The 15,893-nt window shown below is 61.1% G+C and carries 13 protein-coding genes; 6 read left to right on the plus strand and 7 right to left on the minus strand.

Annotation, left to right across the window (positions count from 1 at the left end):
• Positions 1-100: 100 nt before the first annotated feature.
• Positions 101-253, minus strand: coding sequence for a hypothetical protein (locus BN1233_RS46060; RefSeq protein ID WP_187144345.1), 153 nt, complete (start codon positions 251-253; stop codon positions 101-103).
• Positions 254-589: 336 nt separating this feature from the next.
• Complete coding sequence (locus tag BN1233_RS47145; protein ID WP_147707443.1) at positions 590-1,342, minus strand: type 1 periplasmic-binding domain-containing protein; 753 nt, start codon at positions 1,340-1,342, stop codon at positions 590-592.
• Here BN1233_RS47145 and BN1233_RS47150 point away from each other — a divergent pair.
• Complete coding sequence (locus BN1233_RS47150) at positions 1,319-1,618, plus strand: hypothetical protein (protein WP_147707444.1); 300 nt, start codon at positions 1,319-1,321, stop codon at positions 1,616-1,618. The genes BN1233_RS47145 and BN1233_RS47150 overlap by 24 nt on opposite strands.
• 157 nt (positions 1,619-1,775) lie before the next feature.
• Here the strand turns inward: BN1233_RS47150 and BN1233_RS22435 are convergent, their stop codons facing one another.
• Positions 1,776-2,723, minus strand: coding sequence for a PQQ-dependent catabolism-associated beta-propeller protein (locus BN1233_RS22435; protein WP_048708328.1), 948 nt, complete (start codon positions 2,721-2,723; stop codon positions 1,776-1,778).
• 347 nt (positions 2,724-3,070) lie between these two features.
• On the opposite strand from BN1233_RS22435, the gene BN1233_RS43210 reads away from it, so the two are divergent.
• Positions 3,071-4,027: an ankyrin repeat domain-containing protein gene (locus BN1233_RS43210; protein ID WP_187144346.1), complete on the plus strand. Its 957-nt coding sequence runs from the start codon at positions 3,071-3,073 to the stop codon at positions 4,025-4,027.
• On the opposite strand, the gene BN1233_RS22445 is transcribed toward BN1233_RS43210, so the two are convergent.
• Positions 4,009-4,590, minus strand: a complete 582-nt coding sequence (locus BN1233_RS22445; RefSeq protein WP_244470753.1) for a c-type cytochrome — start codon at positions 4,588-4,590, stop codon at positions 4,009-4,011. The genes BN1233_RS43210 and BN1233_RS22445 overlap by 19 nt on opposite strands.
• A 95-nt stretch (positions 4,591-4,685) precedes the next feature.
• Complete coding sequence (locus BN1233_RS22450) at positions 4,686-6,389, minus strand: pyrroloquinoline quinone-dependent dehydrogenase (RefSeq protein ID WP_046865877.1); 1,704 nt, start codon at positions 6,387-6,389, stop codon at positions 4,686-4,688.
• Positions 6,390-6,674: 285 nt separating this feature from the next.
• On the opposite strand from BN1233_RS22450, the gene BN1233_RS22455 reads away from it, so the two are divergent.
• Positions 6,675-8,432, plus strand: a complete 1,758-nt coding sequence (locus tag BN1233_RS22455; RefSeq protein WP_046865878.1) for a glycoside hydrolase family 2 protein — start codon at positions 6,675-6,677, stop codon at positions 8,430-8,432.
• Positions 8,433-9,292: 860 nt separating this feature from the next.
• Here the strand turns inward: BN1233_RS22455 and BN1233_RS22465 are convergent.
• A complete protein-coding gene (locus tag BN1233_RS22465; RefSeq protein WP_046865880.1) occupies positions 9,293-10,051 on the minus strand; it encodes a hypothetical protein in 759 nt (252 codons plus the stop codon).
• 603 nt (positions 10,052-10,654) lie between these two features.
• On the opposite strand from BN1233_RS22465, the gene BN1233_RS22470 reads away from it, so the two are divergent.
• Genes BN1233_RS22470 through BN1233_RS22480 form a run of 3 tightly spaced genes read left to right on the plus strand, consistent with a single transcriptional unit; the run spans position 10,655 to position 13,604 of the window.
• A complete protein-coding gene (locus BN1233_RS22470; RefSeq protein ID WP_046865881.1) occupies positions 10,655-12,388 on the plus strand; it encodes a pyrroloquinoline quinone-dependent dehydrogenase in 1,734 nt (577 codons plus the stop codon).
• 57 nt (positions 12,389-12,445) lie between these two features.
• Positions 12,446-12,787, plus strand: a complete 342-nt coding sequence (locus BN1233_RS22475; protein WP_046865882.1) for a c-type cytochrome — start codon at positions 12,446-12,448, stop codon at positions 12,785-12,787.
• Positions 12,788-12,836: 49 nt separating this feature from the next.
• A complete protein-coding gene (locus BN1233_RS22480; RefSeq protein WP_046865883.1) occupies positions 12,837-13,604 on the plus strand; it encodes a substrate-binding periplasmic protein in 768 nt (255 codons plus the stop codon).
• Positions 13,605-13,913: 309 nt separating this feature from the next.
• Here BN1233_RS22480 and tkt read toward each other — a convergent pair whose 3' ends face one another.
• The gene (tkt, locus tag BN1233_RS22485) at positions 13,914-15,893 is read right to left on the minus strand and encodes a transketolase (RefSeq protein ID WP_046865884.1); all 1,980 of its coding nucleotides are present in this window, start codon (positions 15,891-15,893) and stop codon (positions 13,914-13,916) included.

Here is a 15,893-nt window from a genome sequence, read left to right on the forward strand (position 1 = left end):
CTCGATCGGGTTCAAGTCAGGGCTGTAGGAGGATCGGGACCCTTCCTGCCGTTTCCTCGCCCCCAACCTACAGGGCACACCGGCGCTCCTCGCGGGTGAGTTACGCATAGCTGCCCGTACTGCCCAGAAGCTCAATCGAGTCGACCTCCGCCGCCAGCAGCAGAGCGAGCAGTCGGCGCAGTGCACCGGTATCGACCCGTCCATCAGAGCCGCAGGGCATGATCGGGAAGGCGGAAAATCCTTTGAGCATCATGGCTCGGCAACCTCACGGAAGCTTGGACACACAAGCCCAAAGCGGCTGTAATCGCATCGAGCCGTTTTGCTTTTAGCCCGTTGTCGACCCTCGTCGGATCACATTGTGCGAGGTCTGGAAACCGATCAGAGAATGGACCCGCTCGTGCGGGATGGCACTGGGCACAGGGGCAGTGCAATGACTTGGAGTAGGGCACTCCGCTGAAGGGCTGCCGATGACAGGGCCGGGTCCTGTCTCGACGATCAAGGGGTTTGCAACCTCCACCTCAAGACAGGAGCCCCCAATGACCGAGACGGCCAGGACCGGACCTTCGCCGCGATCATACGTTTGCACCTCCTACCGGCGGCCACAGGGCACATCTCGGCTTTCTAGACCAAGTGTATCGAGGGTCGAGTGCTCATGCAGAAAACCATCGAGGGGGGCAAAATCAATGACGGCATTATAGGTGTGCAGCATGATAGGCTGCCGCAACTGCTGATCCCACTCTCGGAATGACCCCGTCACGCCCTTAGACAGCTCAATGGGGACGGCTCCCTCGCGCAGATTGCGGACGATGTCAGAGGGTGCCCTCGCCGCCGTGCGGGCAACAATCTCACCCACCGTCCGAACGGCCACCCAGGCGCTCCAGTCAGAATCGGTCATCTGACGATGCGCCAGACGGTCGAAGCGACGGTTCAGCTGCGGTGCGCCGTAGCGCTCGGACATGAAGTACCAGCCGGAGGCCTGCAGTCCTTCCGTGCCGAAGACCGGGCGCGGGCGGCTCATCCGATAAGGCACGAACCGGCCGAAATCGCCGACCGTATCCGCAAGAAAGAGCGCGTCGTAGTCGACAGCGCTGGTCATCAAGGCAACGTTTGTCCGCTCTCGACTCCGCGGATCGTTGCCTAAAATGAAAGGCTTGGTGTCGACGATCCGTGCCCCGAATTTCCTGGCGGAACGCTCGAAGCTCTTTGCCAGGGTTGCGTCGCTCTCCTCTGGTCCCACCATCATCAGGATCTTGCGCCAGTTTCGGCGCACGACGAACTGGGCCAGTGCATCAGTGAGTCCAGACTGGCTCGGAATGATGTGGAAAAGATCCGTGCCGCACACGTCGCGGCGAAGATCGTCGCTCTGCTCGCGAATGTTGAAGAGCGCAATTTTTCCCGAGGGCATTGCCCTAGCGGCGAGCTTGAGATCCTCGGCCGCGAGGTCCAGGAGAACCGCTGCGATACCCTGGGACGCAGCTTGACGGATCGAAGTCTCGATGCTGCCCTCTGGCGGCAGAGACCAGCGTTCAAGCCGGAATGTGACATCCGCCGCCATGCCGAGGGGACGGATATCGGCGACGCCGAGTTCCGCACCCACAAAGGGCCGGTACCGCTGTAACCGGTAGAGACCATCTGAAGTGCTTATCGGTTCGTAAAAAGCATCGTCCTCGCGCTCAATTGCGATGATGCGAATCTCGCTTGAGGATGCAACTCGCGGCTGGCAGATTGACGCAGCCAAGGCGCAGACGACGATCGACAGAGCGCGAAGAGCTCGCCTAATCATCGTCAACGGCGATTGCATAGGGCACCATACCGACGGGAACGGATTTCAGCACCCGTCCGGTCGTCGTATCAATGATCGAGAGATCATCGGATAAACCATTCGCTACGTAAAGCTTGCGTTCGTCCTTTGTCAGGCGCAGCCCCCAGGGTCGTCGGCCGACCAGGATATAATCGATGACCTTGCGCCGAGGCACATCCACCACGCCCACGTGGTTGGCACGGCCAAGCGCCACATAGGCCCGCTGGCCATCGCGGGTCATCACGAGGTCAACGGGGGTCACGTTCTCCCGGCGCATGCCCCGAGGCAGGAACGAAACCGTACCGACCACCTTCAGCACCCCGATGTCGATGATATCGACGGTCCCGGACAGCTCCGCCGACACCCAGAGCTCGTGCCCGTCCGGGGAGAGCGCGAAGCGTCGCGGGCGGGTACCGACGAGGATGTTCTTGATGATCTTCTGTGCCTCGACCTCGATTACATGAACGAGGCTCGCGGCCTCGGAGGCGACGAAGGCATAGCGGCCGTCCGGCGTTATTAGGACGCCTTCCGGCTCTGCGCCGGTCGGAAAACGCGCCGTGACGGCGCCTGTCTGCAGGTTGAGGACCGTCGCCTCGGAATCATCCTCGTTCGATACGTAGAGGTCGTGCCCGTTCGGATGAAGATCGAAGGTCTCCGGATCCGCAATGTTGCGGAAGCGCCGGGTCAGCTTCTGAGTGGCGACGTCGTAGAGGGCGACCGTATCGTCGCTCCCGCACCCCACAATAAGCTGTTTCCGATCAGGCGTGAGGCGTAGCCCTCGCGGGCGTCCGCAGGTCTTGAAGGATCCTACTACCTCATCCGCGGAATTCAGGATCGTAATCGTGTTGCTGCGCTCGTTGCTGACGAACACGAGGCCGGTCTGCGCCGCGTCCACCGATGCGGCAAGGCACAGCCCAAGCATCACCAAAATCGTTGACACCTTACTGCGGCACAGCAACTGCATGATGGCCTCAGTCGCTCCCGTGTTTTGACGCAGCGTATCCCAGCAGGATGAACCTTCCTAGGCCCATCGAACCTGTTTTCTCAAGGCATACGGAATGGCGAGAGCCCACCTTGAAGCCTCAGCGCTCGTCAGGCACACAGGATAGGTCCCTTGTAAGCTCCCGACAGCCGAACGTGAGACACGCCGCAGCGGGCAGGACGAGAATGCAGGCCCGAAGGAATGGAATTGCCGCTGAAGGACTTGGCAATTCCTGCTTTCTGCGATTTGTTTTCAGAGAACGACCCCTCGAGAGGGAGGTTCAGCTCTTGCGCTTGCAGCGTCGGTTCCCGAAGCCAGGTTGGCTGGCTCTTGCTATCGCACTCCCTTGCACATCCCTTTCGAGTGCGAGCCGCGCCGATGTACTGCTCTGTCCTGATCTCGAGCGGCGATATGAGACCTCCCGGTATGACTCGACCTCGATCGAGATCAACAATCTCCTCTTCGCCGCAGCAGACCATGGGTGCGAAGCCCTTGCCCGCCGACTTCTTGAGGCCGGTGCATCGCCTCTGGCGCGCGACCGCGAGGGTAACACGCCACTGGGTCGTGCGGCTCGCGCTGGAACAGTGCCGCTTGCCAAGCTGTTCATCGAGAATGGGTCGGACGTGAATACCCGTAACATCCAGGGATCGACGCCGCTTTTCCTGGCCGTCGAGGCCAATCGTGGCCGGCTTGCCCAGCTGCTTGTCAACGAGGGTGCCGAGGTGAATCTCTCCGGGCGCGCAGGCGTTTCCCCACTTGCCGCCGCGGCCTATCACGGCAGCAGCGAGACGGTCGAAATGCTGCTGGCGCGTCACGCCGATCCCAATCTCAAGGACACGATGGGCAAGACGCCGATCCTGTACGCAGCCGCGCGGGGCTTCTCACCCATTGTCGCGCGCTTGCTGGCAACTGGCATAGACGTGAACACCCCCTATGGAAACGACCTCACCGTCCTGATGTGGGCAGCTGGTCACGCGGACGATGTGCCCGAGCAAGACGCGGTCGAACTCGTGACCATGCTCCTGGCCTTGGGAGCAGAGGTCGACAAAGCCGACAACCGAGGCCGGACTGCCCTAATGATCGCTGCTGAGCAGGGGCACACGGAAGTGGTTGAGACGTTGCTGAAGGCCGGCGCCAACGCCAACCTCCGGGATCGAGATGGCAAGCTCGCCGTTGACTTAGCGCCACGCGACGAATTGCGCCAGGTTCTATTGGACGCTGAGCCTCAGCGGCCGGCCAGATAGGCAACAAGAGCCGCGAGATCGTCAGGCGACGTAGCGATCATGAGGTCGGACATCCCGGGATTGTTGGCCCGCTCCCGCGTTCGAAACTGCGCGATGGTTTTGGACATATATTCGGCGCTCTGTCCAGCCAGACGCGGCACTGTCCCGTCGCCCTGATACTCGCCAAGATGGCATCCGGTGCAGTTCACGGCCACATTGGCGCGAAGCGCTCTCATGGTCGTCGCCTCGTCCGCCCGGAGCTGTTGCAAGTTCGGCCAAGGCTTCTTCGAAAAATACTCCGCCAGCGCCATCATGTCGTTGCGGTCCATGTCGGCGACGATCGCGGTCATCTGCTCATCCTTGCGCGTGCCGCGCTTGTAGTCGCGAAGCTGGATATACGTGTACCCTTGGTGCTGGCCCCAGATAATCGGCGTCGTCCTCTCCTGCGGAACGCCGTTCTCGCCGTGGCATGCGGAGCAGATCTGAGCCTTCTCCTCGAGATTTTGAGCAAGAACAGGCGTTATGTCCATGCTCATGGCGATGAGTATCGCGAAAACTCTCGCCGCACGTCTTCGTCCCGGCATCGTCGAACTCTCCAATCGACCATGTCATCACAAGACGAAAGGCGGGGCCATTCGACCCCGTCCGATCACTTCATCAAGTGCGCCTGCAGTCCGTCTCAGTCCGGGAGGGTGAACGCGATAATGTTGTTGCCGCGCTTGTAGTCGATCTGCGTGTTCCCGCCTGCGCCTACCACGATGAATTGCTTGCCGTCCACCGTGTAGGATGAGGGCGGAGCATTCACTCCGGCGCCTGCCTGGAACTTCCAGAGCGTCGCCCCGGTTTCCGCGTCATAGGCCTTGAAGTGTCCGTTCCCCTCGCCGGTGAACACCAGGCCGCCGGCGGTCGTGAGAATGCCGCCGATCATCGGCTGCGGTGTCTTCACCTGCCACCGGATCTTGCCGGTGTTATAATCGACCGCCGTGACATTGCCCCATTGCTCTTCCGCTGGAATTACCTTGAAGGCGCCCCCGAGCCAAAGCTTGCCGGACGGATAAGGCGAGCTCTCCACATGGTAAGTCATCGGCTGGTGGAGATTGATGGCGTAGGTCAGGCCTAAATTAGGGTTGATCGCCATCGGAGACCATTCCACACCGCCGTTGGCGCCCGGCAGCATGCGCGCCCCTTCCTTGGTTGGAAGCACCCACATGTTTTCCTGCGGCACCATCGCTTCGGAGAACCGCACCAGACTGCAATCCTTGGCATCGTGCACGTAGACATGGCCGGTCTTGTTGGCGTGAAGGATGCCCTTGATCGTCCGCCCCTCCTTGTCCTTCACGTTGGTGATCACCGCCGGGCTGACCGCGTCGAGGTCCCAAACATCATGGGGGATGTACTGGAAATGGCAGACGTATCGTCCTGTGTCGAGATCCACTGACACGAGCGAATTGGTGTAGAGGTTGTCGCCGGGACGCAGCGAGCCGTCGAGATCGGGAGAGGGATTCCCGACCATGAAGTAGATGCGGTTCGTTTCCAGGTCGACTGCCGGGTTCTGCCAGACACCGCCCCCGAGAGCCTTGTAGGGATCGCCGGATTTCGCCAGCGTGGACTTCTCGGCTTCGATATCCCTGTGCATGTCGCGCCCGGTTGCGTCCGTTTTCGCCCACACGCCGACCGAGTTCTCCGGGACTGTATTGAACGTCCAGATCTCCTTGCCCGTCTTGGCGTCGTAGGCCTTCACGAAGCCGCGGATGCCGTACTCGCCGCCATTCGTCCCGATCAGCACCTTGCCGTTCACCACAGTCGGCGCCATCGTCTCGCTATAGCCTAACTCCGGATCGGCAATCTCGGTTTCCCAGATGAGCTTCCCGGTCTTCGCGTCGAGAGCGAGGAGCTTGGAGTCGAGGGTCGCCATGTAGACCATGTCGCCGTAGACGGCGACACCCCGGTTGTTCGGGCCGCAGCAGAAGACCGTAATCGGCCCCATCTTGTGCTTGAAGTGCCAAATCTCCTCGCCCGTCCTCGCGTCGAGGGCATAGACGTGGTTAAAAGAGGTCGTCACGTACATCACGCCGTTGATGACGATCGGGCTGGTCTCGAGCGACTCCTTCACCTCGGTCTGGAAAATCCATGCCGGCCGCAGCTTCGATACATTCGTCGTATTAATCTGGCGGTTGGGATAGTAGCGGTTCTGGAAGTAATCGCCGTTCGTGTGCAGGAAATTGTTGCCGTCCGACGCCGCGCGGTTCAGGAGGTCCTGTGTCACCGTTTGCATGTCGCCCCATTTGGAAGCGACCTTGACCTCCTGTCCGAGGGCCCCCGTCGACAGGACGCACGTCGCCGCCAGCGCACTCAGCAGTGCGCTTCTCACATATCGGGACATCGATCTCCTCCCATTGATTTGCGGACGTTGTTACGCAGCGTTGCGACACGCCAAACGGGTGTGTCGACTGCCGCCGGCACCACGTCACAAGAAAGTATGCGCGTGCTTTACGGCTCAGTCAAGGTTTCAGAGCCTGCTGAAACGGCTATAATCTCGGGATTGACTTGTCGATAGCCAGCACACGAGAGCATTCGCGAACATTTGGAAGCTTGCAAGTCGGAAGATTCTACGGAATTCGGTCAATCCGCCCCCTCTCCCGTTTGAGCCGGTTCATGGAGCATTCTGATGTCGCCGCGGTCGAACTCATGCGAGAACGGACCGGAGGGGGCTCTTATCGGAGCTGACACGCTGGTAATGCTCGCAGGCCGCAGGCCAGAGCACCTGGATGGCCCATGGTCCCTGACGCTCGACCTGTTCGGCGAGGGACTGAATCAGAATTGGGCGGCTCTCGACGAGAAGAGGCCCATCGAATGGGAGCTTCCACGGGACTACGATATCGCAGGAGGCGAGATAGTCCACGTGCCCTCGTGCTGGAACGTCCTTCGTCCGGAGTGGCGTTTCTTTGAAGGAACGGGTTGGTACACCCGCAGCTTTGAATGGCAGCAAAGGCGCACCGATGAGCGCGTCGTTCTCTACGTCGGCGCAGCTGCCTACGAGGCGCGCGTCTATCTCAACGGCTACCCTCTCGGCCGGCACCGCGGTGCTTCAACTCCATTCTGCGTCGAACTGACAGATGCCCTTGAAACCGGTGCCAATCGATTGCAGATCGCCGTGAACAATCAGCGACTTGCCAATCGAATCCCTCCGGAGCGTTTCGACTGGTTCAACTATGGAGGTCTCTACCGGGAGGTCCACCTCGTTCGGCTTCCGGCACTCTTCATCCTGGACGCGACCGTATCGCTCGTTCCGGACGGCGGTCGGTTCACTCTGCTCGCGGAGGTCACGTTATCGGACCCGACCGACGGGACAGCCCATGTTTCCATTCCCGAACTTGACATCGAGATCCCAGTTCCGGTCTCTGCCGGGAGGGGCGCGGCCGTCGTCGCGGTGACACCAGCTCTGTGGTCGCCCGCGTCCCCGAAGCTCTATCGCGTCGTGACCCGGTTTGGAAATGATCTCGTGGAGGACCAAATCGGCTTCAGGGAGATCCGCGCGGACGGACCGCAGCTGCTCCTGAACGGAGCTCCTATCTACTTACGGGGAATCTGCGCGCACGAGGACGATGTTGCTCTGGGCAAGTCATCCACCCGGGAGGACGTGGAGCGCCGCTTTGGACATGCGCGTGCCTTGAACTGCAATTTTCTTCGCCTGACGCATTATCCTCATCACGAGAACGTGGCGAAGACCGCCGACGAGAGAGGCCTTCTCCTTTGGGAAGAAATCCCTGTCTATTGGAACGTGGACTTCGCATCCGATGAGACCTATCGGGATGCCGAGAACCAGATGCAGGAGCTGATCAGGAGAGACCGCAATCGAGCGAGCGTTATCCTCTGGAGCATCGGCAACGAGACACCGGACACGGTCGAACGTACCCACTTCCTGTCGAGGCTTGCCGATATGGCGCGCCATATGGATCCGACCCGACTTGTGACCGCCGCTTGCACCCTCCAGGGTGGTATGATCAAGGATAGCGTTACGTCGAGCTTGGACGTGATCGGGATCAATCAGTACTTCGGGTGGTACGATCCGGACCTGCCGGGGCTCGCTCGCTTCCTCGAACATTCCTTCCCTGGCAAGCCAGTGCTCATCAGCGAAGTAGGTGCCGATGCGCTTGCTGGCCTGCGAGACCCGTCAGCACCCCTGTTCAGCGAAGAGCGCCAAGCCCAAATCTATCGCCAGCAATTCGAGATGCTGGCGAGAGCATCTTACGTCTGCGGAGTATCGCCATGGCTGCTCTACGACTTTCGATCGGAAAGGCGGCAGAGCAGCGTCCAGCGCGGATTCAATCGAAAGGGGCTGATCGCAGAGGACAAGAATCGTACCAAGCTCGCCTTTGGCGAACTTGCCCGGATCTACCAGCAGATCGGAGAGAGCCGGCCTTGACGACTTTGCTTTGTAGCCTGCGCTGCCAAGGCTGGCGGCCGGCCTTGGTGCCTCTTCGGGCTGGGGAGCCAATAAGCCGCCAGGACTGCGTAAGCAGGCGGAAGATGCTCAGTAACAGTTACGCCTTTGGCTACAACTTAAACGATTCTGCATGGTGGAACCCGCGGCTCCAGAGCGTATTGATCCAGACCCACTGCTTTGATGGAGGAAAATTATGCGTGACTCACGGATAAACCTCATTGGTCTTGGTCTGTTGATGGCGGGTACTGTCGCTTATCCTGCCTGGGCACAGAGCTGCAAGGAACGGATTGCAGAACTTGAAACGGAGATCACTGCAAAGCAGGAGGGCGCGGGTCCCGCCATAACGGGCACCCCCCAACCCTCTGCGTCCGGCGATACTTCCCTGGTCAATCCGCCCGCGGACGCTAGCAGCCGTATTCCAGCGAACCGCCCTGCCGCTCCGGACGTGGCTGCTGCGCAGTCGGAGGCAGCCAGCTCGGCTCGGACTCCGGCAGAGCCTTCGTCCACGGTCGAGCGCTTGCCTGCCAACAGACCCGCTCCCCCGGAGACCGCCGGGCCGGAAAGTGCCGCGCTGCCGCCCGCTCCCATGAATCGCGCGATGGCCGCACTCGCCGAGGCGAAAACCTACGCCGAACAGGGCCGCGAGGCGGACTGCATGCGAGCACTGCCGAAAATTGCAGGCTCTCCAGCAACAAAATAAGTCGTACTAGCGAAGGGCGCCTGCACAGCGCCGTGCTCTTCCGGCAGATAGACGGCCTGACAAAGCTCCCAAGACCGAGCGGATGCATCATCTCGCCGGCGATTCCGCTGTACTGCTGCCGCCGGAGCAGCCCTGCCGCTCAGCTCAGTCCGACCGAGACGATGTGCACCTTGCCGACGAACCTCACCGGTGACGGCTCGATCGTGAACAGCTTTTGCTTGGGGTGATAAACGAAGCTGTTCCGGCTCGCCTGCGGGCCTCCGGCGGTCGATTGGCAGACGAAGAACTCGCCGTTCAGGCCCGCATCGACCGAGGCGATGTGCTGGAAATTGGACCAGATGATCAGGTCCCTGGCCTGCACCTCGTCGGCGCTCGTACGCAACACCGTCTTCTTGTGGAAGAATTCGTGCTGGATCGAGGAGTTCGCCTTCAGCTTGAGGGCGTGGTTCGCCCTGGCGACGAAGTTGCCGACGAAGCCGTTGCAGTCGAGTCCCATATACTTGTCGCAGAAGGTCTGCAGCATCGGCTCCGGCTTTGCATCGGAGCCGAGGATCTTCGCGCAGGTCTTGTATGGTTCGGTCTGCGTCTTGCCGTATGCCGAGACGAACGCTTGGCGATACTTGTAGACAAGCGCCAGCACCGTCTCGAACGTCTCCGGCGAGGCCTTGCCGACGAACGCGTCGACATAGGGATATGGGCCGCCGGACTCCTCGATGATCTTCTTCTTGCTGACGCCGATGAACGCGTCCTTGATCTTTTCCTCGTTCGCCGTGCCGCCATAGGCCGGCGTACGGCACTTGTAGCTGTTAACGCAGATCGATGCCGTGCCATCAGGCGTGGGCACCCTGAGGTTCCAGTAGCGGACCAGCGTCCCAAGCGGCGTGACATCGTCTGCCATGCGACTCTCCCTGCCCACCGCGCCGTGCGCGGCGAAGATCGCGGCCGTGGGCCGGCCGCGCGGCAGCCCTTAGCTCCCCCTAAAAGTTACAGAGATCAGGCGCAGTGTTCTGTGATGCAGCGCACGGATAAGGGGGCTGGGCGCTTCTGCATTCAGATCCGGCAACTGATGATCGGCCTTCATAAGTTTTCAAATGAAAGGCAACCCAGGGACGCACCAGGATATGCTGGCGGTGTCTATAGCAAGGTCTCGCAGCTTGTTGGTTAGTTGTCTCAATTAACTTGACACTAACGAGGTTTGTGAAAATACTGCCTTGTGCAAGTGACCTGCCGGCCGCTTTCTGATTGCGCCGGCAGAGGCTACACGCGGGCTTGGGCCGGCGCTGCGCAACTGCAGACAGGCTCGGCTCCAAGGTCGTTGTCCGGGTTGTGATTAGGCGTACTTGGAAAGCGGCGTCCCGATCGTCATCGAGGCCAACGAGCACAGGAAGCGAGGCGGAGCTACCCGCCCACATGCTTCGGGCAGGTAGATCGCAACACTCCGGCTGGAGCACTCGAATTCACGATCGTGCGGCGCCTCGTTGACCTGCAAGGGAGGACGCTCATGACAGCACGTCGCCACATGCTATCCCTGCTTGGCGGTACCGTTGCGCTTGTAACCTTGATAGGAAGTCAGGCTGGGGCCATCGCCCCCTCTCGCCTGACCGAACCCGATGAGCAGAATGCGAATGACTGGCTGACCTATCACGGCACCTACCGCTCGTATCATTTCAGCCCGCTCGATCAGATCAACGCCGACAACGTTCGCCAGTTGAAGGTTGCCTGGATGCACCAGCCGGGCCGCTCGACACGCGGCCTGCAGTCCATGCCGCTGGTGGCCGACGGCACGCTCTATTATTCCGGATCGTATAGCCGTGTGTTTGCTCTCGACGGTGCAACGGGCGAGGTGAAATGGTCGTATTTTCCGCAGCTCGACGAAGAGCTCGTCGCAGCCCAAACCCATTCCCCCTATAACCGCGGTATCGCGCTCGGAAACGACAAGGTCTTCGTCGGCACTGTCGACGGGCGGCTGATCGCGATCGACATGAAGACCGGCAAGCCGGCCTGGGATACCAAGCTGATCGATTCGAAGCGGCTGACTGTCGGCTTTACCGGCGCGCCTCTGGTTGCAAAAGATACCGTCATCATCGGCGCACAGGGCGGCGAGTGGCCCTATCGGGGGCCAATTTTCGGCGTCGATGCCGCCACCGGCGCAAAGAAATGGGAGTTCCTCGTCGTTGCAGGCACCGATGAAGCAAAGGCTACCTGGGGCGGCGAGTCCTGGCGAACCGGCGGTGGCGGCGGCTGGATGCCGGGCACCTATGACGCCAAGACCAATACCGTCTGGTGGGGCACCGGCAACCCGTCGCCCCTTTATGACTGGGCTGGGCCCAAATGGAAGACGGAGGGCCCGCGGCCCGGTGACAATCTCTACACGAGTTCCGTGATCGGGCTCGACCCGGATACCGGCAAGCTGAAGTTCTATCACCAGGAACTGCCGCACGATGCCTGGGATTTCGACAGCGCGGTCGGCGAGTTCGTGATGATCGATCGTGATGGCCGCGAGCTGATGGTCCACCCCAACAAAAGCGGCTTCGTCTTCGTCTATGATCGGAACGGTGCTAAAGTCGCCAATGTCTGGCGCCTGGTCGAGAATATCAACTTCGTCGAGAATATCGATCCCAAGACCGGCGAGCTGATCGGGCGGCGCGACATGGTCGAGGGCTCACACCAGAACCTCTGTCCGGCGATTCCCGGCGGCGTAAGCTGGAATTCCGGCACCTACAATCCCCAGACCAGCCTCTACTACAAGGTCGGGCAGGAATGGTGCATGGATCTCGATGTTGTGCGAACCACTCCGATCACCGAGCCCATGGCGCAACTCAATATCGGGGCGAACTTCAAGCTTCGTAATCCTGAAGGCGGGAAAGCGCACGGCCATGTCAGCGCGCGCGATCCCATCACCGGTGAGAAGAAATGGCAGGTCGACTTCCCTGAGCCACCGCTCGCGAGCCTGTTGTCGACCGGCGGCAATCTCGTCTTTGTCCCCGATACGCGAGGCATACTGCATGCCTACGATGCCCGAACGGGCAAGGAGCTGTGGTCCCACAACAACGGCATCGGCCACAATGGCGGCATCATCAGCTATGGTGCAAATGGCAAGCAGTACATCGCGGTCATGACGGGCTGGGGCTCTCTCGTCGGAGACGAATATCCGGCCTTGTTCGGGGAACCCTACACCAACATGCCCAAGGACTCGGGCGCACTGGTCGTCTTCACGCTACCCGACGCGCGTTGACCTGCACAGGGTGAGGCTGCGAAGCCTCACCTCCCGCCTCCGGCATATAGATACGCGATGAATGTCCTGAACTCGCAACGGTGGTGTTCGATCGCCGGTTGCAGCTTGGTCCTGGTGCTATTTACCTCCGCGGCACCAGCCCAAACGGCCCAGCCAAGCCCGGGTGGCATCGATGGCGAGAAGGTTTTTGCGACCTCCTGTGGCTGGTGCCATCAAAGTGGCGGTCGGGCCCAGGGGCGCGGTCCAAAACTCGCCGGCACTGACAAATCCGACGAATTCATCATCAACCGCATCAAGAACGGTAAGACGCCGGGCATGCCGGCCTTTGGGAGGAGCTTCAGCGATGAGCAGATCCAAGCCATCGTGGCTTACATTCGCGGCCTATCGGACAAACCATAAGGGATCCAGCCCTGGCTTTGTCCGTTCCCGCTGGGGAAAGGCGACTTGCTTGGTACTGCTTGTTGCGTCGGCCGTCCTCCTGCAGGAGCCTGTTGCTGCCCGCACACTCGAGGCCGTCCGATCCCGTGGCGTCATCACAGTCTGTGCTCATGCCAATGCCCTGCCGTTCTCAAGTCGCAAGGACGACCCGCCGGGCTTTCAGATCGAGTTGGCTCGGGCGCTTGCCCGGCAGCTCGATCTCAGCCTCGCTGTTGCGTGGGTCGTCACCCCCAACCAATACCGCGCAGCGGATTGCGACATAGTTTTCGATACGATCGTTGATCCAGAGGTGCAGGCGGAGAGCCGGTTACGCGTCTCAAAGCCCTACCACCACAGTGGCGTTGCACTTGCTCTGCCTGCCAGTGCCACGAATACCGGCTCGTTCCAGGACCTCAAGACTGGCGAGCGCGTCGGGGTGCAGGTGGGCTCCGTCGCGCAGATGATCCTCGGCCAGCGAGGCGTACAAACCATTCCGTTCGCCTTCGAGGACGAAATTCTCGACGCACTGGCGGCGGGCTCACTCGATGGAGCGGCGGTTTCGCCGGCCGCAATTGGTTATTTCAACCTGATGCACCCGAACCAGAACATCAAGCTCGTGCATGCCTACGAGCGGGAGGCGGACCTGTCCTGGGATGTCGCAGTGGGGATGCGTGGCTCCGACAACCTTCTTCGGGAGAGTGTCAATGCGGCACTGGACCGGCTGATCGCAGATGGGACCATCCAGGGCATCTATGCCCGCTATGGCATCGAGCATCGACCGCCCGTCGCGAGCCGCTAGGAGACTGCAGGACACTGCAAGTCCTTGGACGGCGGCTCGAGAGGACTAAGCTATCTACCTTACCAGGGGAGCGCTCCCGTTCAGGCCCCATGATTTTGAAGGATGCAAGATGCTACGTGTGCATCGTTCCTGGCATATGGAGGAGAAGGCTCGAATGCGGTCCATGCCGGTCTCGATACTTTCCGCTAGGCATATGGGAACGGAATGGAAATGCGAGGGCGGGTCAAGCGGATCGCCGCCCTTTGCCACATTCAAACTGAGACATGACCTGACAAAGCGGTCGAACGCCCGACGCAAGCACTGACTTTGCTATAGGCGCTTTCGGACCTCCTCGACGACCCGATCCGGCGTGATCCCAAAGTGAGCGAACAGATCGTCCTCAGCGCCGGAGGCGCCGAAATCACTCATTCCTACAAAGCCGCCATCCTCGCCGATGTAGCGATCCCAGCCCAAGCGAACGGCTGCCTCTACGGCAACCCGCACCGTGTCGCGGCCCATGACGTCTCGGCGGTAGGTTTCGTCCTGTCTTTCGAACAATTCCCAGGACGGCATGGAGACTACGGCGGTCGGCACGCCATCCGCCTGGAGCCGGGCGCGCGCCTTCATGGCGATGGCCACTTCCGACCCGGTCGCGAAAATGGTGGCCTGCCGTGGGCCGCCCGCAGCCTCTCCCAGCACGTAGGCGCCGCGGCGCGACCGATTTTCTTCACTGCCGTCCTGACGAAACGGCTCGAGAGGCTGACGGGCGAAAATGAGCGATGATGGCCCAGTGCGGTTCTCGAGTGCGATCTCCCAGCATTCCGCCGCCTCGACCGCATCGGCCGGGCGCAGGACGAGCATGTTGGGAATCGCGCGCAGGGAGGCCAGGTATTCCACCGGCTGGTGCGTTGGGCCATTGCGGCCGATGCCAATGGAGTCATGCGTGAACACGAACGGCACGGGCAGCTTCATCATCGCCGCCAGGCGGAGCGTCGGCCGCAGATAATCCGAAAACACCAGATAAGTGACGCCGACCGGCACGACGCCACCGTGGGCCGCCATGCCGTTCATCATTGCCCCCATGGCGTGCTCGCGAATGCCGTAGTGGACGTAGCGCCCGCCATGGTCTGCGGCGGTGAAGGGCTTGAGACGCCGCTTGTGCTGCGTCGCCCCCTCCAGATCCGGTGCACCGGAGATCAGTTCGGGGATGACTTCGGACAATCTGTCGACGATCTCGCCCGACAGCTTCCACCCATGCTGGGCTGATTGATACTCGGCAGCATGCTCGCGGAAGGCGCATAACGGCGCCTCCCAGCCTTCGGGCAGGCGGCCCTCCCGGAGACGGTCGAGCAACCGGCGCTTGTCCAGGCTCAAGGCCGCAACCCGGCTCGTCCATGCTTCGTATTCCGGCGCGCTTCGCCGGCCTGCGTCACGCCATGCGGAGAGGATGTCCTCGGGGATTTCGAAGCGCGGGTGCGGCCAGTCGAGGTATCGGCGTGCCGCATCACCCAGCTGCCTCTGAATGCGGCCGCTGTGTGCCGCCCGAGTCCCTTCCACCTCCGGCAGGCCGCGCCCGATGATGGTCGTGCAGCAGATCATTGACGGCCGGGGATCTTTCTTCGCCAGCAGGATCGCGGCCGAGACTGCTTCCACGTCATGGCCATCGACCTCCTGCACATGCCAGTTGCTGAGGCGGAAGCGCGCCATCATGTCATCGCTGATAGCGATCTCGATACCGCCATCATCGGTCATCCTGTTGTCGTCCCAGAGGAAAACCAGCTTGCCGAGCCGCAAATGCCCGGCGAGTGAGATAACCTCCTGCCCGATACCCTCCTGCAGGCAGCCGTCGCCGACCAGGGCGTAAGTATGATGATCGACGATATCCGACCCGAGCCACTTGTTCAGGAAAGCCTCGGCAACGGCCATGCCGGCAGCGTTGGCAATGCCTTGGCCGAGCGGGCCTGTTGTCGTTTCGATGCCGCAGGTTGGGTCGAACTCCGGATGCCCCTCGCACCGCGACCCGAGTTCCCGGAACCTCTTGATCTCCTCGACGGTGATTTTCTCGTAGCCGCTCAGATAGAGGAGAGCATAGAGCAGCATCGATCCATGGCCGTTCGACTCCACGAAGCGATCACGGTCGAACCACAGGGGATCCTGCGGATTGAACTTGAGATGGCGCGTGAACAGGGCAGTGACGGTATCGGCGGCGCCCAGCGGCGTGCCGGGGTGGCCCTCTCCCACGCGTTCGATAGCGTCGATGGACAAAAAACGGATGGCATTCGCCATCAAGCGAGGATCGACCAGGGACAT

It is taken from the genome of Microvirga massiliensis (genome assembly GCF_001006805.1).
GTDB classification, from domain to species: Bacteria; Pseudomonadota; Alphaproteobacteria; order Rhizobiales; family Beijerinckiaceae; genus Microvirga; species Microvirga massiliensis.

Bases quoted from the DNA above. Each gene is read 5' to 3' on its own strand.
- BN1233_RS22465 (WP_046865880.1), bottom strand. From the start codon at position 10,051: ATGGCAGACGATGTCACGCCGCTTGGGACGCTGGTCCGCTACTGGAAC.
- BN1233_RS22475 (WP_046865882.1), top strand. From the start codon at position 12,446: ATGAATGTCCTGAACTCGCAACGGTGGTGTTCGATCGCCGGTTGCAGC.
- BN1233_RS22435 (WP_048708328.1), bottom strand. From the start codon at position 2,723: ATGCTTGGGCTGTGCCTTGCCGCATCGGTGGACGCGGCGCAGACCGGC.
- BN1233_RS22470 (WP_046865881.1), top strand. From the start codon at position 10,655: ATGACAGCACGTCGCCACATGCTATCCCTGCTTGGCGGTACCGTTGCG.
- BN1233_RS22455 (WP_046865878.1), top strand. From the start codon at position 6,675: ATGTCGCCGCGGTCGAACTCATGCGAGAACGGACCGGAGGGGGCTCTT.
- BN1233_RS46060 (WP_187144345.1), bottom strand. From the start codon at position 253: ATGATGCTCAAAGGATTTTCCGCCTTCCCGATCATGCCCTGCGGCTCT.
- tkt (WP_046865884.1), bottom strand. From the start codon at position 15,893: ATGTCCCTGGTCGATCCTCGCTTGATGGCGAATGCCATCCGTTTTTTG.
- BN1233_RS22450 (WP_046865877.1), bottom strand. From the start codon at position 6,389: ATGTCCCGATATGTGAGAAGCGCACTGCTGAGTGCGCTGGCGGCGACG.
- BN1233_RS22445 (WP_244470753.1), bottom strand. From the start codon at position 4,590: ATGCCGGGACGAAGACGTGCGGCGAGAGTTTTCGCGATACTCATCGCC.